The 16,990-nt window shown below is 58.2% G+C and carries 16 protein-coding genes; 8 read left to right on the plus strand and 8 right to left on the minus strand.

Annotated features, from left to right (window positions below):
• Nucleotides 1-102: 102 nt before the first annotated feature.
• Complete coding sequence (locus B149_RS0103275) at nucleotides 103-2,202, minus strand: methyl-accepting chemotaxis protein (protein WP_018123737.1); 2,100 nt, start codon at nucleotides 2,200-2,202, stop codon at nucleotides 103-105.
• Nucleotides 2,203-2,449: 247 nt separating this feature from the next.
• A complete protein-coding gene (locus B149_RS0103280; RefSeq protein WP_018123738.1) occupies nucleotides 2,450-2,794 on the minus strand; it encodes a PAS domain-containing protein in 345 nt (114 codons plus the stop codon).
• A gap of 353 nt (nucleotides 2,795-3,147) precedes the next feature.
• On the opposite strand from B149_RS0103280, the gene B149_RS0103285 reads away from it, so the two are divergent.
• Together B149_RS0103285 and B149_RS0103290 are read left to right on the plus strand one after the other, a co-directional pair.
• Entirely contained in the window at nucleotides 3,148-4,599 is a 1,452-nt protein-coding gene (locus B149_RS0103285) for a catalase (RefSeq protein ID WP_018123739.1), read from the plus strand.
• Between the two features lie 77 nt (nucleotides 4,600-4,676).
• Entirely contained in the window at nucleotides 4,677-5,207 is a 531-nt protein-coding gene (locus B149_RS0103290; protein ID WP_018123740.1) for a ferritin-like domain-containing protein, read from the plus strand.
• Nucleotides 5,208-5,343: 136 nt separating this feature from the next.
• On the opposite strand, the gene B149_RS0103295 is transcribed toward B149_RS0103290, so the two are convergent.
• The 5 genes from B149_RS0103295 to B149_RS0103315 all read right to left on the minus strand — a co-directional run bounded on the left by B149_RS0103295 (nucleotide 5,344) and on the right by B149_RS0103315 (nucleotide 11,001).
• Complete coding sequence (locus B149_RS0103295; RefSeq protein WP_018123741.1) at nucleotides 5,344-6,138, minus strand: dimethyl sulfoxide reductase anchor subunit family protein; 795 nt, start codon at nucleotides 6,136-6,138, stop codon at nucleotides 5,344-5,346.
• A 2-nt stretch (nucleotides 6,139-6,140) separates the two neighbouring features.
• On the minus strand, nucleotides 6,141-6,701 hold the full coding sequence (locus B149_RS0103300; protein ID WP_026167427.1) for a 4Fe-4S dicluster domain-containing protein: 561 nt from the start codon (nucleotides 6,699-6,701) through the stop codon (nucleotides 6,141-6,143).
• Between the two features lie 12 nt (nucleotides 6,702-6,713).
• A complete protein-coding gene (locus B149_RS0103305) occupies nucleotides 6,714-8,966 on the minus strand; it encodes a molybdopterin-dependent oxidoreductase (RefSeq protein ID WP_018123743.1) in 2,253 nt (750 codons plus the stop codon).
• Nucleotides 8,944-9,588, minus strand: a complete 645-nt coding sequence (locus B149_RS16295) for a TorD/DmsD family molecular chaperone (RefSeq protein WP_018123744.1) — start codon at nucleotides 9,586-9,588, stop codon at nucleotides 8,944-8,946. The genes B149_RS0103305 and B149_RS16295 overlap by 23 nt, the downstream gene beginning before the upstream one ends.
• 78 nt (nucleotides 9,589-9,666) lie before the next feature.
• Entirely contained in the window at nucleotides 9,667-11,001 is a 1,335-nt protein-coding gene (locus B149_RS0103315; RefSeq protein ID WP_018123745.1) for a LuxR C-terminal-related transcriptional regulator, read from the minus strand.
• Between the two features lie 79 nt (nucleotides 11,002-11,080).
• Here B149_RS0103315 and B149_RS17730 point away from each other — a divergent pair, with 79 nt between their 5' ends.
• The gene (locus tag B149_RS17730; protein ID WP_018123746.1) at nucleotides 11,081-11,488 is read left to right on the plus strand and encodes a hypothetical protein; all 408 of its coding nucleotides are present in this window, start codon (nucleotides 11,081-11,083) and stop codon (nucleotides 11,486-11,488) included.
• A 134-nt stretch (nucleotides 11,489-11,622) separates the two neighbouring features.
• Here B149_RS17730 and B149_RS0103325 read toward each other — a convergent pair whose 3' ends face one another.
• Nucleotides 11,623-12,735 (minus strand): linear amide C-N hydrolase, encoded by a 1,113-nt coding sequence (locus B149_RS0103325; protein WP_018123747.1) that lies wholly within the window; start codon nucleotides 12,733-12,735, stop codon nucleotides 11,623-11,625.
• On the opposite strand from B149_RS0103325, the gene B149_RS18520 reads away from it, so the two are divergent.
• From B149_RS18520 to B149_RS0103345, 5 genes are all read left to right on the plus strand, one after another.
• Complete coding sequence (locus B149_RS18520) at nucleotides 12,701-13,180, plus strand: hypothetical protein (RefSeq protein WP_156816729.1); 480 nt, start codon at nucleotides 12,701-12,703, stop codon at nucleotides 13,178-13,180. The two genes, B149_RS0103325 and B149_RS18520, sit on opposite strands and share 35 nt — an antisense overlap.
• Before the next feature lie 26 nt (nucleotides 13,181-13,206).
• On the plus strand, nucleotides 13,207-13,515 hold the full coding sequence (locus tag B149_RS0103330; RefSeq protein WP_018123748.1) for an HMA2 domain-containing protein: 309 nt from the start codon (nucleotides 13,207-13,209) through the stop codon (nucleotides 13,513-13,515).
• 498 nt (nucleotides 13,516-14,013) lie between these two features.
• Nucleotides 14,014-14,205 carry a hypothetical protein gene (locus tag B149_RS0103335; RefSeq protein WP_018123749.1) on the plus strand — a complete coding sequence of 64 codons (192 nt, stop codon included), beginning with the start codon at nucleotides 14,014-14,016 and terminating at the stop codon, nucleotides 14,203-14,205.
• An 11-nt stretch (nucleotides 14,206-14,216) separates the two neighbouring features.
• Entirely contained in the window at nucleotides 14,217-14,747 is a 531-nt protein-coding gene (locus B149_RS0103340; protein ID WP_018123750.1) for a hypothetical protein, read from the plus strand.
• Nucleotides 14,748-14,810: 63 nt separating this feature from the next.
• Nucleotides 14,811-16,949, plus strand: a complete 2,139-nt coding sequence (locus B149_RS0103345) for a heavy metal translocating P-type ATPase (RefSeq protein ID WP_018123751.1) — start codon at nucleotides 14,811-14,813, stop codon at nucleotides 16,947-16,949.
• Nucleotides 16,950-16,990 lie beyond the last annotated feature (41 nt).

Consider the following 16,990-nt stretch of genomic DNA (forward strand, 5'->3'; position numbering starts at 1 on the left):
CTCAATATCTTTACAACGCGAAAACGGGCCGCTTCCCTGGGGAGGCGGCCCGTTTTGGTTTTATCCTGCGACAACTTTCAAGGCCGTCGCGTGTTGCATGACCTAGAAGCGTTCGAACTCGTCGTCATCCAACTTGAGGTCGAGGCCGCCGGAGCTGTTGCCTTTGCTTGCCTCGTCCTTGTCCGCAGGCTTGTCCTTTTTCCCCTTTTTGGCGGGCGGAAGCTGGTTGCCCGAAGACGCGGCCTTGGCTTTGCGCTTCTGGTCGGGACGGGGGCGCGACGAGGTCACGCGCGCCTGTTGGCGGGACTGGCCCGCACCGGTGTTGAAGAAGCGCAGCACTTCCTGAAGCTGGACGGCCTCTGCGGAGAGGTTCTCCGAGGTGGAGGACACTTCCTCGGACGAAGCGGCGTTCTGCTGAATGACCGTGTCGAGCTGCTGGATGGCGCTGTTGATCTCGGTCACCGCGGCGTTCTGTTCATTGGTGGCCGTGGATATTTCCTGAATCATCTCCGCCGTGCGCTGGATGTCCGGCACGAGCTGGCCGAGCTGCTCGCCTGCCTTCTCCGCCACGTGGACGGTGGAGGATGAAAGCTCGCTGATCTCGCCTGCGGCACCGCCACTGCGTTCCGCCAGCTTGCGGACTTCCGCCGCCACGACCGCGAAGCCCTTGCCGTGTTCCCCGGCGCGGGCCGCCTCGATGGCCGCATTGAGGGCCAGCAGGTTCGTCTGCCGGGCGATCTCCTCGATGACGGTGATCTTTTCGGCAATATCCTTCATGGCGGTGACGGCCTGCGTCACCGCGCCGCCCGTTTCTTCCGCGCTCTTGGCGGCGGAGCGGGCCATGCGCTCGGTCTCCACCGCGTTTTCCGCGTTGGTCTGAATGTTGGATGTCATCTGTTCCATGGAGGAGGATACCTCTTCCACGCTGGCGGCCTGTTCTGTGGCGCCCTGCGACATGCTGATGGCCGAAGAGGAGAGCTCCTCGCTGCCGGTGGCCACGGTCTCCGCCGCGGACTGCACGTCGCCGATGACGTTCTTGAGTCGTGTGGTCATGGAGCGCAGAGCTTGGGCAAGCTGGCCCACCTCGTCCTTCTGGTCAACGTCGATGTCGCGTGTCAGGTCGCCCTCTGCCAGCCCTTCGGCCAGCTGGATGCCCTTGCTCACGGGCTTGGTGATGACGCCCGCAATCACGTAGAGGACGATGAAGAGAATCACGACGGCGGCTATGCCTATCCAGATGCCGATCATGGCTATGGAGTTGGCCTTGGCATTGACCCGTGAGAGCGGAATGCTCACCGCGAGCGTCCACGATTTGCCGCTCTTGCCAATCCTGATGGGAGCAAAGGCCACGAATTGTCCGGAGCCGTCCTCGTCCGAAGCCATCGTGACGGAGAGGGAGTCCCCGTTTTTCACGGCCCGCATGACCTGATCGCGGTTCTCGCCGTCGATGACGCCTTCCAGCTGCTTGCCGTTCAGGTTTTCGTCAGGGTGGGCCACGATGAATCCGGTCTCGGTGACCAGATAGGCGAAGCCGGTTTCGAAAGGTTTGATGCCGAGTACCGCTTCGCGCAGGTCGTCGAGGTAGAAGTCAACGCCGACCACGCCGATGAATTTTCCGTCCTTCTTCACCGGGGCGCCGGTTGAGGCGAGCCAGTACTTCTTGCCGTTCGCTTCCCAAGGGTAGGGCTGGCCGAGAATCTCGTGACCCTGCCGAATGGGTTCCTCAAACCATGCCTGCCCCTCAAGCTTTTCATCTCCCGCAAAGTCCGAAATGATCTCTGAACCGTCCCGGTGATACCAGTTGCGGTACGCCCCTTTGTAGGTGTCGCGGTACTCGTCCTCGCGGTCGTCGTATGTGTTGGGCGGGAAGGTGCACCAGGCACCGGACAGCTCCTCGTTTCGCTCAAGCACGTCGATAAGGACGGAGTCCAGAAACTCGCGGTCCGGAATGGGCCGGTATTCGGCTCCCTGTTCGAACATTCCAGCAAGGGTGCGCGTGACGCTCATGGCGAGATTCAGAGTTCGGCCCATCTCCAGCCCGTAGCCGCGGGCCTTGTCCTGTGCCAGCTCCTGAGCCTGTTCCACCACGATGTTCTGGGCCCTTGAAGTCATGAACCACGTACTGGTTGCAAGTACTAAAATGATGATGGTGAATGTCGGAACCAGAATCTTCAGCTTCAGGCTCCAGTCCTTGAAATGCATGCAGTCCCTCCCGTTATGGTCGATGTGTCAAACCGGTTGCAGCGCCATGTGAATCAACCAAACCACAATCGGTGCGGCAAGTAAATGATATTGCTTGCAGGTAACCGTGGCGTGACCTGCCTGAAGCTTTCATGAAACAGGCACGGAGAGAGCGTTTTCCCGAGAGGATGGAAAATGTCTAGGCGGGTGCAGACCCGCGAAAGGATTCTGTTCGGAGAATAGGGGGATTGGTGCCTTTCACGGTTTGCTACAGGGGATCTACGGTTGCGGCCAGATGTGGCTCCCCGTCAATCATGCCGGCAAAGATCACATGCTCGGCATCGCCGATGGTACCGTCGGCGTGAAGGATTGCCAGGTTCAGCGGGGTGTCCAGAATGTTCGTATTGCCGGTCTCGACGTATGTGGAAAAGGCGATTTGGTGTGCCTGACGCATTTTCTCGGGGATGATGCGGTTGAGGCCACCCCCTGTCAAATCCTCTGCCCGCCAGCCGAATGCTGCGGTGAACCGGTCGTTGATATGCGTGACGACTCCCGCGGAATCGACAACGATCAGTGGCTTGTCCGTGATGCGGATCAACTCTTCCAGATGCATGTGTTCTCCTGAAGGCTGAATATAATATTCTATATGCTTTGGTAGCACGTCTCGGTGTCAGAAAAAATGACGTTATAATGAGAGGCTTCTCAGTACCTGAAGGCCTCCTGCAGAATGGACGCATGAGACGAAAGAAAAGGTCCTCAGAAATAATAATACTCCACCGAATCTTTGCTTTAATGATTTATTACAGGATATTACAATTGGTCGCAGGGCCGGTTGGAAATACCACGAAGAAATGTCTTTCGATTCGTTTGACCAAAATATTCTGATAATGATACGCAGAAAATAGTAATCAGAATCCATCAACAGTGGATTGCAGGCTTCAGCCGCTTTCCAAGGAGGTACATTCGATGGCGAACGACGAAACCAAATACACGACAAATGATGCGGGCATTCCCGTTTCCAGCGACGAACATTCACTGACTGTCGGTCCGGACGGACCCATTCTGCTTCAGGACCATTATCTCATTGAGCAGATGGCCAACTTCAACCGCGAACGGATTCCCGAGAGGCAGCCGCACGCCAAGGGATCCGGCGCGTTCGGTCACTTCGAGGTGACACAGGACGTGAGCGCCTATACCAAGGCCGCGCTCTTCCAGCCCGGCGTGAAGACCGATACGCTCATCCGCTTCTCCACCGTTGCGGGCGAGCGGGGCAGCCCGGACACGTGGCGCGACCCTCGCGGATTTGCCCTGAAGTTTTACACCACCGAAGGCAACTTCGACCTTGTGGGCAACAACACGCCGGTCTTCTTCCTGCGTGATCCCATGAAATTCCAGCACTTCATTCGCTCCCAGAAGCGTCGGGCAGACAGTGGCCTACGCGACCACGACATGCAGTGGGATTTCTGGACCCTTTCGCCCGAGTCCGCGCATCAGGTGACATGGCTTATGGGTGACCGCGGCATTCCCAAGACGTGGCGCCATATGAACGGCTACTCCAGCCATACCTACATGTGGGTGAACGCGGATGGCGAGCGGTTTTGGGTCAAGTATCACTTCAAGACCGATCAGGGGATCGAGTGCCTCACGCAGGAAGAGGCGGACCGCATTGCGGGCGAGGATGCCGACTACCACCGCCGCGACCTGTTCAACAATATTGCGGAAGGCAACTATCCCAGCTGGACCCTGAAGGTGCAGATCATGCCCTTCAAGGACGCCGAGACCTACCGCTTCAATCCGTTCGACCTTACCAAGGTCTGGCCGCATGGGGACTACCCGGTGCATGAAGTCGGCAGACTGACCCTGACCCGCAATCCCACGGATTTCCATACCGAGATCGAACAGGCCGCGTTCGAACCCAACAGCTTTGTTCCCGGCACCGGCCCCAGCCCGGACAAAATGCTGCTCGGCCGCCTGTTCTCTTATGCCGACGCACACCGGGCAAGGCTCGGGGTCAACTACAAGCAGATTCCGGTCAACCGGCCCAAGAGCCCGGTACATAGCTACAGCAAGGACGGCGCCATGCGGGTCGAGAATGTCTCGGACCCGGTGTACGCGCCCAACTCAAAGGGCGGTCCCCAGGCTGATCCGCAGCGGTACCCCGAAGTGGCGACATGGAACGCCAGCGGTGACTTCATCCGCGCGGCCTACACCCTGCGCAAGGACGACGATGATTTCGGTCAGGCCGGGACTCTGGTGCGCGAGATCATGGACGATGCCCAGCGTGACCGTCTGGTCTCCAACGTGGCCGGACATCTCAGCAAGGGCGTTACCGAACCCGTGCTTGAACGCGCCCTCGAATACTGGCGCAACATCGACAAGGAAACCGGCGACCGCATCGCCAAGGAACTGGGTAAATAACCGTATCGCATGGTAAAAATGGCTTGAAAAACTGAACTGATTCGACGCGATACGAAGAATAAAGGAGTAATGGACCGATGGACAAAAAGGAAAGGCGAAAGAAGGTAATCGAGGTGCTGAACAAGGCACGTTCCATGGAGCTGTACGCCATCTCGCAGTACATGATTCAACATTACGCGTTGGACGCCATGGATTACGGTGAGCTTGCCAAGAACATGAAGCTCATCGCCATTGATGAAATGCGCCATGCCGAACAACTGGCCGAGCGCATCAAGGACCTCGACGGCGAGCCCACCACCGAGCTGGCCGATGAAGTCCGCAAGGGACAGAAAGTGGGCGAAATCTTCGACTTCGACGCCGAGGTCGAGGACGATACCGTGGATGCCTACAACCAGTTCCTGAACACCTGCCGCGAAATGGGCGACAGCATCAGTGCCAAGCTCTTCGAGACCCTCATCGAGGAAGAGCAGGAGCACTCGGACCACTTCGACAACGTGGGCGGCCACATCAAGAACCTCGGTGACACCTACCTCTCCAAGGTGGCCGGGACTTCGGCATCCACCGGCGGGTCCACCAAGGGCTTCACCATTTCCGCCGACGCGGAATAGACCGGCGGTAGCTTGACGCGAGGGCACGAAGTCCCGCCAAAGCCATGCTGAAATAATGAAAAAGGCCCCGGGAGCATTGCTTCCGGGGCCTTTCGTTGTGATGTGTGTCAGACCCGAATAGGGGAAGGGATGGCTGTTAGTAGAGCCCGCCCATGTTGGCGGCAGTGTGGACAGTGTCCGCAAAGAAGCCTGCGCGTCCGAGCAGCTCGCCTAGCAGTACGAGAACCGGCAGCCAGACCGGGATGGTCCGGGTCTTCCAGATCACCAGCGCAGAGGCGGCCATGATGCCGATGTGGCTCCAGTAGAAGCCGGAGCCAAGCCATTCCTGCGCGGTGAGGCGCATGACCTCGCTGCCCGAGAGCCAGATGCACGGGGCCGCCAGATGGATCACCAGTCCCACCACGAGGGTCGAGGTGAATATCCGGGCCAGCAGCGGCTGATGGCTCTTTGTCGCGAACCAGCTGGCGAAGCCCGATCCGAGCATGACTGCCGAGACGAGGAAGAAGATGGTCGGCAGCGCGTTGTTCAGGGCTGGGAACGCCGGGGGGGCGTACGTCATGCCCGTGGACAGAATGACCACCGCGCCGAGGACTGCGCCGCCCCATGCGAACACGGGCTTGCCTTCCTTGCCGGAGGCCAGCGCGGCCAGTATGGCCAGTCCCACGAAGAGTCCTGCGGACAGGGCTTCGCGGCTGAGCCACGCGTTCTCCAGATGTTTCAGCGCGGTGGGCGCGCCTGTGGGATGCCCGAGGTGGAAGAGGGACGCGATCAGGCCCACGAGCATCAGCCCGGCGACCATGCGCCATTCGTTACGTGCGTCGCCGCCCTCTGCCCCTGCGGGTTGCCTGACGGCGCGCATGAAGGCGATGCCGATGGCCGCCTGCGAGAGTACCGTGAACAATACGAGCGGAAGTTCCATTGACTGCTGCATGGTTACCTCCTCACCATCTTGGGGGCTTTGGGCAGGATGAAACGCGTGGAGGGATTGAGCTTCTCCATCTTCGGGTATCCTGCCGGATACTGCACTTCATTGGTCACTTCCAGCTTGGCGAGGTCCACGATCTGCAGCGCCTCGGTGGGGCAGGCCATGATGCAGGCCGGCTCCAGCCCCGCGTCGAGCCGTTCGTGGCAGAAGCTGCACTTCTCGGCCCGCTTTTCAACGGGATTGTACTTGGGAACGCCGTAAGGACAGGACCGGATGCAGTTGCCGCAGCCGATGCATTTTTCCTGATGGTGAACCACCACGCCGTCCTCGTCGCGCTTGGTGTAGGCCACCACGGGACAGACGTTGAGGCAGGCAGGGTCTTCGCAATGGTTGCAGGCCAGCGAAAGGAAGGCCCGCTCACGGTGCGGATATATCTCTTCGTCGAGAGGGTAGACCTGACGCCATATGACGCCGTCCACCTGCTGGTAGTAGCTCTTGCAGGCCATGGCGCAGGTGAAGCAGCCGATGCAGCGTTCGGCGTCCACGCGGAATGCATATTGTTTTTTCATGATCATGACTCCTTAGGCCTTTTCCACGTTGGCGAACTGGTCATGGATGGCCACGCCGGGGGCTCCGGCCTTGAAGGCGCCCATGTCGGCCGATTCGTCATCCACGAGGTTCTGGACGTTGAAGTCGGTGCCCTTGCCGAACCAGGCCTCGTACATCATGAGGCAGTTCTTCGCCACGTTGGTGGACAGCTTGACCCGCACCTTCTGCTCGCCCACCTTGTTGAACACGCGGACCATGTCCAGATCGGCGATGCCCTTTTCCCGGGCCGCGTCGGGGTGCATATAGACGAACGGCTCGGGGTAGTACTCCTGCATCCAGTCAAGGTTGACGAACTGGGAGTGGATGCCGAACTTGGTGTGCGGCGTGAGCAGCCGGAATTCGTCGTAGCTCTTGCGACTTTCCTTGTATTCCGGAAGCGCCTTGTGCCCGTTGGCGGCGCACTGCTCGGAGCGGAATTCGTACTTGCCCGAGGGTGTGCCGAATTTGTAGTCGCTCCATGCGGCGGTGGAAGTCAGCTTGGCCTTGACCGGGCCGTTCTTCAGGTCGGTCCAGTCGTTGATGCCGAAGTAGTCGTAGATGCCCTTGTTGAATTCCTTGGCCATCCACTCGCGCGTGTCCACTTCCTGCGGGAAGGTGCAGGAGCCGGGGGACAGCTCGTTCATCTTCCTGGACAGAAGCGCGGCTATCTCAATGTTGGACTTGCTTTCGTACAGCGGCTTGACGGCCTGCTCGTTGATGCCGAGCCAGTAGTGCCAGTAAGACACGTTCACGGTCCATTCCTCGAACATGGTGGTGACCGGCAGGACGATGTCGGAGTTGGCCACCGTCTCCGTGAAGAACTGCTCCACCGAGACCACCATCTCCAGTTTGTCGAAGGCTTTTTCCAGCTTGGGCCGGTCGAAGTCCTGCGCAAACGGGTTCTTGCAGGATACCCAGAGCATCCTTACGGGCGGGTCGTTGGTGTCGAGAATCTCCTGCGCCGTCTTGTTGATGTTGACGGTACGATTGCTGTAGCTGGCGGCGTCGCCTTCCGTGAAGTCGAACTCGCCCTTGGCTGCTCCGCCGATGAACCCCTTGGACCCTTCGGGCGGGCTCTGGATCATGGCGTGGTAGTTGAATCCCCACGTCTGGAGATGGCCGTAGCGCGCGCCGCCGCCTTCCTTGCCGACGTTGCCGGTCATGGCCACGAGGGCGTCGATGGAGCGCACCGTGGCGCCGCCGTTGACGTGACGCTGCAGGCCGTAGCCGATCCACACGGTGGCGGGGTCCGCGGAGGCGAACTCTTCGGCCACTTCGCGAATCTGATCTGCGGGAATGCCGCTCTTTTCGGCGGCCCATTCAACCGTGACGTTGTTGCGCAGGTACTCGGCGAAATCATCGAAGCCGATGGAATGGCTGTTCACAAAGTCGCGGTCCACCATGTCCTTGTCGAGGATGTGGCGGGCCATGCCCAGTGCGAGCGCGCCGTCGCTGGAGGTCTCCGGCTGCCAGAACACGTCGCCCTTGGCTGCGGTCTGGGTGAAGACCGGGTCGATGACCACGACCTTGGCGCCGCGCCGTTGGGCTTCCATGATGTATTTCATGGTGTGCACGGAACACCACGCCGGGTTGGCGCCCCAGACGATGATGTACTTGGCCTTGACCATGTCTTCGGGATCGTTGCACCACATGTTGCCAAGGTCGTAGTTCTGGGCGTCGATGCCTGCGGGCCAACACGGGGTTCCCACGAAGCGGGTGGTGTAGCCCAGCGAGGACATCATGCCCTCGACCACATAATTGGTGATGCCGAAGTGGCCTGAATATTTGGTGAGGCCGAGGCCCAGCAGGCTGTCGTCCTTCTCCTTGATTTCGAGAATCTTGCCAGCGATGCGGTCCATGGCCTCGTCCCACGAGATGCGGCGCCATTTGCCGGAGCGACGGCCGTCCTGCACCATGGGGTATTTGACCCGGTTGGGGCTGTAGAGCTTTCTGGGATACGAGTAGCCCTTCACGCAAAGCCCGCCGTGGGTGAAGGTGGACTCCTGCGCGCCCTCGATGAACTGGACCACGCCGTCCTTGACGTATGTCTTGATGCTGCACGTGTCGTAGCAGTTGCGTGGACACGCGTTGCGGAACGTGGCGAATTCGCCGGCCTTGAACGCTTCCGCCATGGCCTCGTCCGGGACGAGCAGGCTGCACGGAAGCATGGCCGCGGCACCCGCGGCGGCCGTCCCCTGCAGAAAACGCCGTCTGCTCAGACTGTTACCTTGTTTCGTCATGGACATCCTCCTCTCCTGATGATGGTTCCATGTGTTGATTCGCATGATCCTGCGTGCGCGACTCGTCCAGCCACTGTTCAAGCATGGCCACGGCCGTCAGCACGGGCGCGCTCGCGTCCTGTTGATCCCTCACGGCGCGGATGAACTTGGGTACCCAGCCGGACATGTGCCGGTCCACGAGCCATTGCCGCATGGTGGCGGCATCCGTCGCGCGTTCGGATTCCGAAGCTTCCAGAACGGCCAGCCCGAGGGCCGCATCCAGCTCGAAAGCGAGGTGATCGTCCGGCACGCTTCCCTGATCCGGCACGGCCAGTCCCATTCGGCGATACAGGTCGCGCGCCTCCAACGCGGGAGCGCCCATGAGGGTCGGCTCGGTGCCGTACGCGGACGCATAAGGCGGGGATGGCAGCGCGGCAGGACCGACAAAAAGGCGGTTGAAGTCGTACTCCACCTCGACCCAGTCGATGTCGTCGCGAAGGGCGACGCCGAAGTGCCGGGCGATGCCTTCTGAAGCGATGAGCAACTCCCCGGCGTTGGTGGCCGCGAAGAAATCCCTGAGCGACTGAAGGCCGCCGAGATGATCGGGTATGTGACAGAGGTTCATGTCTACCAGTGATACATTGTTCATGTATTACCGATATTATAACCCTCGTTAAATGTGACAGACGGGAAAGAGGGGTCAGATTGGGTAGTTCGAATTACCCAATCAGCCGGTGAGGCCCACGGTCTTGAGGTGGCTGTAGAGACTGACGCGTTTTCCATGCAGGCCGAGCTTGCCGCGGATGTTCTTGCGGTGCGTCTGGACGGTCTCAACCGAGAGGTTCAGGCTGGTGGCGATGTCCTTGGAGGCGTAGCCCGACTGGATGAACTGGGCTACCTTGGTTTCCATGTGGGTCAGCTTGAGCAGTTGCGGGTCCGCGGTGCCGCTGCCCGGCGCGAGGCGGCGCAGCTGGTCCCGTACGACCGTGACGTAGCCCTTGCGTATGGAGGGGTCGTCCTCGGTCTCGATGCGCTCCAGCGCGGGCACCACGAGGCTGTTGATCTTCACCGAGACGTCGTCGAACAGTTCGTTGCGGTCCTTTTCAATATTCTGCAGGACGTTGCGCAGGGTTACGTTCATGCCTTCGAGTTGTTCCTTTTCCTGACGAAGGGCGTCGGTCTTCTCGGCTACGACCTTTTCCAGCATCTCGCGCTGGCTGGCCTGCGCCGTGATGTTGGTCAGCATGATCATGTACTGGTCGCTGGCAAGGCTTACGCTGCTCAGTGGGGTGACCTGCATTCGGTAGATCTGCTCGTCGTGGAACGGACTCATCTCGCAGGACATGCCGGGAGGGTAGTACTTGAGCAGCTCGTCCATGGACTGGGCTTCAAGGTCGAGCACTTTCCAGACGGGCGATCCGAGCAGGCCGTCCATTGGCACCGCCTCTTTGACCGCGGCGTTGGTCTCGGTGACGACACCGTCGGAATCCATCACGAGGATGAGGTCCGAGCTGGAATTGAGGATGTTCTCAAAGCGACATTTTTCAAGCGTCAGCAGGCGGTTGGTCTCGTCGAGGCGCTGTCTGGTGAGGTCCGGCAGGGTCTGCGTCCAGTCCTTGACGAAGAGCACTTCGAGCGCGTCCCCGTAGAGGCGGATTCGTCTTCGCGCCAGCGCCTTTTCCGTTTTGTCGAAATCCGGCATGGCCTCGATGACATCAAGGAGGGCGTGGATAAAGGTCTTGAAGCAACCGAGAAACATATCCGCAGTGATGCCGCGCATGCGGTGGCGTCTGGCCGACTCCACCATTGGCTGCGCCCACTGGCCTTCATGGCTGGTGAGCCACGAAAAACCGGGATCGTCCATTCCCGCTTCGGCATGGGCGAGCAAAGGCGTCATGAAGTCGTACAGTGCCTGCTGGCAGTCCACGCGCTTGGCAGTGGTATGTTCCAGATATCCGGCGCTGCGCATACGCTCGGACCAGCGCTGGAAGTACAGCTCCTCGTGGTCCTGAAGTTTTTGGAGAAGGGGCAGGTGACCGCGTATCGTGTGCGTCGTATGCATGAGAACCTCGTTTAAGATGCGCTACCCATCGGCTACCCAATGCTATTGTCTTATTCGCCGGAAGGCTTATTATCAAGTCATGCAGAAAAGAAATATCCATTCCGGCTACGGCCTCGCGGCGGTGCTGCTGCTCGTTCTCTCGCTTTGGTCCGCTCCGGCCATGGCACAACAAGAAGGGACGCCCTTCAGCGGGGCTCTGAGCATTGAGGGCGTCATGAAAACCGGGATGCCAGTCATGGCGGTCTTTGACCTTGGCAGCTATGAGATTCCGCGCGGGACCTATACTTCGATCAACATCCGCATGAAGTCCGGACCGGAAGGGAAGAAGCCCACGGTACTGCCGGGATACCCGGAATCCACCCTGACATTTCACCAGCCGGGGACGTATGTGATGCGCTTCATCCTGAGCCGCGTGAGCAAGTCCAGCTGCGGAGGCGCGGAGGCTGTGCCGTTGGTCCGGGAGACCCGGACGCTGGAGATCGAATAGCGCTTTTTGAGAAAAGAAAAGGCCTCGCCGAAAAGCGGGGCCTTCTTTGTTCAAGCTGTTTTCTGCATCCGCTGCTGTTGGCCGCACTCTCGGCGGCCTGAATGCAGGGACACCATGATATGAACGCGTTGGAGTTACTGCAACTTGTCAGAGACGTCATTGATGTCCTGTTTGCGTTTGGCGTCCAGCGGGACAGAGCGGGGAGCGCCCTTGTCGAAATCGATGGTCTTCATGTCCAGCTTCCGCAAGCGGCGGTTGTACATGGTATGGTAGTACAAGACCATGTTTTTACTGTCTGTTGCCACCGTCCACTGGGTGGCGCCGGGCATGGCGACCTCGCCATCGGGAACAGAGCCTTCAGCCTGCTCCGAACCGAGGTTGAAATTGTCCAGAATCCTGAAGAGCTCCTGCGCGGTATCAAGGCCGCCGCTGGTTTTTCGCGAAGTCTTGGAGAAGACCACGGCGCGCACAAAGCGTGAGGGGGCGGTAAAATCCCCGGGAAGGCCGAGGAATCCCGATCCGGCAGCCAGAGGCGTTATCTTGAGATCGCCCCATTGCTTCGTGGGAAAAGGCTGCTTGGAAAGAAAGCCGTAATTTCGCAGATTGGTGAGGTGCCAGTCGAAGGTGGGGTTGTTGGTGATCACCCCGACCGGGTTGTCGTAGAAGACGGGACTTCCGCCCAGAAATTCGATCACGATGTTTTTGCCGTCCGGGTCGCTGACCATGAGGTGCATGGGGACGGGTTTGCCGAAGTCCTTGTCCTCGACAGGTTCGACCTTCACTTCGTCAAAAGCCTTGCGGACATCGTCCAGGGTGGCGCATTCAGACAGGATGTAGTGAATGACATCGTCAGGCGAGAGCGATTTTCCGGCATCTTTGGGATCGTACTTTCCATAGTCGGCAAAGCCCGAGTGGTAGAACATGCCGGCGGAAAGCCCCTTTTCGTTCATGCCGTCGCACACGGCCCTGCCCAAAACCTCGACTCCGGCGAATCCGTAGTCTCCCTCCCAGCTGAACCCCTTTTTCCCATCCGGAGTTTTGGAAACGAACCGTGTCCCGCTCGGAACCACGGCCAGTTCGGAATGCATGTCGAATTCCCCCCATTCCATGGTGCGTCCCCGTACCACGGTGCCATCGTCTCCAATGAGTTGCAGGCCCGTGCAGGCAAGGGCCGACATGTTGAAGGCGGTCAGCAGGGTTACCGTGGTCAGGATGAAGCATAAGCTTTTTTGGGTTCCTCGAAGCATCGTCCCTCCGGCATGGTTTTATGTATTCTTTATTACCAACATGATACTTGATGACATCAGTGGCGGACAAGGTCAAACCGGCGGGCAGGTCGATGCGAATGCCATTCGCCAAAATACGAAGTGGATCGCAGCCCTTCAGGAACGAGGTGAAGAGCGTGCTCTCAGGGCCGCAGTGACAGAAGAGGAATCATCTTCTTTATCAGCAGGTGTCGCAGGCCGTCGGCCGTCGCCCGGAAATCATGGGGTGGATAGGGCTGATAAAGAAGTACATCGTAAGGAGGCAGATGGATTTCCCGAAGATGAATCCATCGAGATGCGGAGACGGCTATTCGTTGGAATGGGATGTCAGCCGGGTAACACAGTTCATCTTTGGCATGTTCAGGTCTCATGGGGCATTCAGGGACTTGCCCTTGCAGCCGGAAAAATGCATGCACTCAGGGCCTGAGGGAGTTCCATGCAAAAGGAGATACAATGGATTTTTCCACCATAGCAAAGTTGCGCAAATATCTATCCATCAAGCACAGCCTGCCGGGACGTATCCGGATCAAGTTCTCACTCGGCATCATGAAGGACAAGGAGGCACTTGCCTTGGCACAGTCGCCACCGGAAATGCCCGATGCTGTGACGGAGACCAACTTGAACCTCTTCTCGCGAACTCTGCTTATCGAATATGATGCCGAGCAGGTTCCACCTCATTTGCTCGAAGAGCTCATCACCACTGACGATGATGACCGGGCGGCGGCCATAGTCAAAGAGTTGCACGAGATCCTTTTCGGGTAAGCACCACCCTTTGAGGTGCTTCGTAGATAGCCGGACGTAGGAGGGCGAAAGTATTCTTTTGAGTTGACGCTGAGAATCGTTTTCAATAAATTGAGGCCCGACATGCCGCGCCGCTGGTTGTCAACGGTGCTCCAGCAGCCTGGCCTTATTGAAATGCAAGGTGAAAATTGTTCTCGGGGGTTCTTCCATGAAGAATGGTGCCAAATCGAACGGATTGCGTTCCAGCCAACATCGGTCGTCCTTTGACGCAGGCCGTAACAGGGCCACTCTCCAGACCGGTGGCGTTCTGTTGTCCCTGGCGGGTGTCCTGGCCTGCAATTATCTTGGGTTGGGTTTGGGCAGAGCCGTTTGTCATGGCCTTTTGGTAGCCTCTCTTGGAGCGCCCATGAGACGTGCCGCTCCTGAGCGTGTTCGTGGGGGAGTATAATAATTCTTATGAGTTTTGAGGTTTGCTATCCAGTATCGTGCTATTCCCTGCTACAATAAGGAGAGTGTGGAATGAATGAGTTTACGGAGAAGTTGTTGCTGGTTGCCGCGGGCGCTGCCGTTGGAGCGGTGGGGTATATGGCAATCAAGCACCCTGATGAGTTGAAGGAACTCATGGGGGATGCAGCAGAGTTGGGGCAGAAGTTTTTCGACAGGACAGTCAATGAAATGGCTGAACAGATGAGCCAGCCGGAAGATGCATAGGAGCAGGATGTATGGCTGTGAACAGGTTTGCATATCTCATAGCAGGCGCAGTGCTTGGCGCGGCAGGTACTGCTCTGATCAAGGAAGGCAAGGGAGATAACCTCTTGCAGAATCTTGTTCAGGGTGGGCATGGATTGACCGAAAAGCTGCTCTGTACTGTGGAGACCGTTAAGGAAGACGTGGAAGATTATTTGGCGGAAGCCAAGTATATGCATGAAGAAAAAGCGGCTGCGGCTGCCGCTGCCGCAACCGGTGCTGCAAAGGAAGAAAAGGAACCGGCTGCGGAAAACAGTGAACCCGATAAGAAGCAGGCGGCAAAAAAGGCTACGACGAAGAAAACTGCGACAAAAAAGAAGACTTCTCAAAAAAAAGCGGCCGAGGAAGCCACTGAGAAAGAGGCTCCTGCAAAGAAAGCCGCAGCCACCAAAAAAACCGCGGCTACCAAGAAGAGTACGGCCACCAAAAAGTCGGCAACCAAGCCGTCCGCAAAAAAGACTGCAGCAACGACCGGCACAAAAAAGAAGTCCACTTCTTCCGAGTAAGTACTCTGGCGGACGACGGGTTGAAGAGGCAGCGTTTCACGAGCATAAAGTCAGGTTGGGTTCATGAGAATTGTTCGAAGCATACCGGGTAGAATTCGATTCGAAGCTGAGTCCGAGCAGGCCGTTCTGTACGTGCAGGAACGGATCGACGCCGCCTTGGGTGATGACGTCGGCGATATCGAATTCAGCTACAGCGAGCGCTCCGGAAGAGCTCTCCTGCGCTTTCCCCCCGACCCGAAGCTGACGGAGCAAATGGAAGAAGTGATGGTCGATACCGTGACCAAACCGTCGCTTTCTGAACTGCCGGATTGCCGTGGTGCCGATCTTGGTGATGAAATGGCCTGTACGTTGCCAGCGCCGGCGTACGGAGTTTATGAACCGGCCGAGTTGCAGAATCCGTTCTGGACCGTTGCGAAGAAGGTCATCAATTTTTATACGACCCGGCTCTTCATGCCCATGTGGTTGCGCCCGTACTGGACGGCTTTCAGCGTGGCTCCGCTGCTCTATGAGGGGCTTCGCAATCTGTTTCACCGCAAGGTCAATGTGGCAGTCCTTGATGCCGCTGCCATAGGCGCGGCTTTGAGTATGCGCGATTTCAATACCGCAGGCACCATCCATCTCCTGCTGGATATCAGTGAGACTCTTGAGGACTGGACGCGAGAGAAATCCAGAAATGACCTCGCCTCGTTGTTTGCCGGCGATGGCAAGCCGGCGTGGGTGTTGCGCAGGGGAGAAGAAGTGCAGATACCTCTGGATGAGCTTGTTGCCGGAGACCTGGTCGTGGTCCGGTCCGGTGCCCGCATTCCAGTGGACGGCGTGGTGGCGGATGGCACGGCCATGGTCAATCAATCTTCCATGACCGGAGAACCGCTTTCCGTGAAGCGCGGGGTCGGCAAGGAGGTCTTTGCCGGTACTGTTGTCGAGGAGGGCAAAATCGTCATCCTTTCCGAAGAAGTGGGTGATGAGACGCGTTTTGCCAAGATAGCCCACGTCATTGCCGACTCCGAAAACATGAAAGCGGAGATTCATGGTCAGGCAATCCAGCTTGCTGACAGGATAGTTCCGTTCTCCTTCATCCTGTTCGGAGTCATCTTTGCCATAACGCGCAACTGGAGGCAGGCCGCGGCAGTGCTGATGGCGGATTATTCTTGCGCCATCAAGCTTTCCACCCCGTTGGCGGTTCGTTCCGCCCTGCTTGAGTCCGCTCATTGCGGTGCGCTTGTCAAAGGGGGCAAGTATATTGAGCAGCTTTCCAAGGTAAACGCGGTCGTTCTGGATAAGACCGGGACCCTGACCCGCGCTACCCCTGAAGTCATCGACGTTTGCCCGACCAACGGATATTCTCGCGAATTTGTCCTGCGAAACGCGGCCTGTATGGAAGAACATTTTCCGCACCCTGTGGCGGATGCGGTCGTCCGAAAGGCTGATGAGGAAGGGCTGGAGCACGAGGAACGACACGCCGAGGTGGAATACATTCTTGCTCATGGCATTTCCACCACGCTTAACGGCAAGCGCATGATTCTGGGTAGCCGTCATTTCATTCATGAAGACGAAGGCGTGGATCTGGAGTCTGCCAGAGAGCAGATCCGGCGATGCACCGAGAACGGGTTGGCCGCGCTGTACATGGCCGTTGACAATGAATTGGCGGGGGTCATTGCTCTGGAAGATCCTCTCAGGGACTCCGCGTATCGTTTCATCAGGCGTCTGGAGAACATGGGAATGCGACGCATCATCATGCTGACAGGCGATGGGGAGACAACGGCCAGAGCGGTCGCTGAAGAACTTGATATCAAGGAATTTTACGCTCAGGTCCTGCCCGGCGACAAAACCGAGCTGGTGGATACCTTGCGTGAGCAGGGGTATACCGTTGCCATGGTCGGGGACGGCATAAATGATTCAGCGGCCCTCAGTCATGCGCACGTTGGCGTTTCCATGAAGCATGGTGCGGATATCGCTCAGGAAGCGTGCGATGTCATGCTGACCAGCGAACGTCTCGATTCGCTTATGGACTCCATGTCCATATCAAAACTGACCATGCGACGTGTCAGGCGCAACTACAAGTTCATTGTTGTCAGCAATACCTTGTTTATCGGGCTGGGTGTGTTCGGCCTGATAAGCCCGGCTTTGCTGGCACTGCTGCACAACTCCGGTACAGTGTTGACTTGCGCCTACAGCATGCGCCCCATGCTACCGAAGCAATAGAAGCGGATGTATAATGGTTTTTTTCAATCGGCACATTCTAT

This window comes from Desulfovibrio oxyclinae DSM 11498, assembly GCF_000375485.1.
In the GTDB taxonomy this organism is placed as follows: Bacteria; Desulfobacterota; Desulfovibrionia; order Desulfovibrionales; family Desulfovibrionaceae; genus Pseudodesulfovibrio; species Pseudodesulfovibrio oxyclinae.

Bases quoted from the DNA above. Each gene is read 5' to 3' on its own strand.
- B149_RS0103275 (WP_018123737.1), bottom strand. From the start codon at position 2,202: ATGCATTTCAAGGACTGGAGCCTGAAGCTGAAGATTCTGGTTCCGACA.
- B149_RS0103280 (WP_018123738.1), bottom strand. From the start codon at position 2,794: ATGCATCTGGAAGAGTTGATCCGCATCACGGACAAGCCACTGATCGTT.
- B149_RS0103285 (WP_018123739.1), top strand. From the start codon at position 3,148: ATGGCGAACGACGAAACCAAATACACGACAAATGATGCGGGCATTCCC.
- B149_RS0103290 (WP_018123740.1), top strand. From the start codon at position 4,677: ATGGACAAAAAGGAAAGGCGAAAGAAGGTAATCGAGGTGCTGAACAAG.
- B149_RS0103295 (WP_018123741.1), bottom strand. From the start codon at position 6,138: ATGCAGCAGTCAATGGAACTTCCGCTCGTATTGTTCACGGTACTCTCG.
- B149_RS0103300 (WP_026167427.1), bottom strand. From the start codon at position 6,701: ATGAAAAAACAATATGCATTCCGCGTGGACGCCGAACGCTGCATCGGC.
- B149_RS0103305 (WP_018123743.1), bottom strand. From the start codon at position 8,966: ATGTCCATGACGAAACAAGGTAACAGTCTGAGCAGACGGCGTTTTCTG.
- B149_RS16295 (WP_018123744.1), bottom strand. From the start codon at position 9,588: ATGAACAATGTATCACTGGTAGACATGAACCTCTGTCACATACCCGAT.
- B149_RS0103315 (WP_018123745.1), bottom strand. From the start codon at position 11,001: ATGCATACGACGCACACGATACGCGGTCACCTGCCCCTTCTCCAAAAA.
- B149_RS17730 (WP_018123746.1), top strand. From the start codon at position 11,081: ATGCAGAAAAGAAATATCCATTCCGGCTACGGCCTCGCGGCGGTGCTG.
- B149_RS18520 (WP_156816729.1), top strand. From the start codon at position 12,701: ATGAAGCATAAGCTTTTTTGGGTTCCTCGAAGCATCGTCCCTCCGGCA.
- B149_RS0103325 (WP_018123747.1), bottom strand. From the start codon at position 12,735: ATGCTTCGAGGAACCCAAAAAAGCTTATGCTTCATCCTGACCACGGTA.
- B149_RS0103330 (WP_018123748.1), top strand. From the start codon at position 13,207: ATGGATTTTTCCACCATAGCAAAGTTGCGCAAATATCTATCCATCAAG.
- B149_RS0103335 (WP_018123749.1), top strand. From the start codon at position 14,014: ATGAATGAGTTTACGGAGAAGTTGTTGCTGGTTGCCGCGGGCGCTGCC.
- B149_RS0103340 (WP_018123750.1), top strand. From the start codon at position 14,217: ATGGCTGTGAACAGGTTTGCATATCTCATAGCAGGCGCAGTGCTTGGC.
- B149_RS0103345 (WP_018123751.1), top strand. From the start codon at position 14,811: ATGAGAATTGTTCGAAGCATACCGGGTAGAATTCGATTCGAAGCTGAG.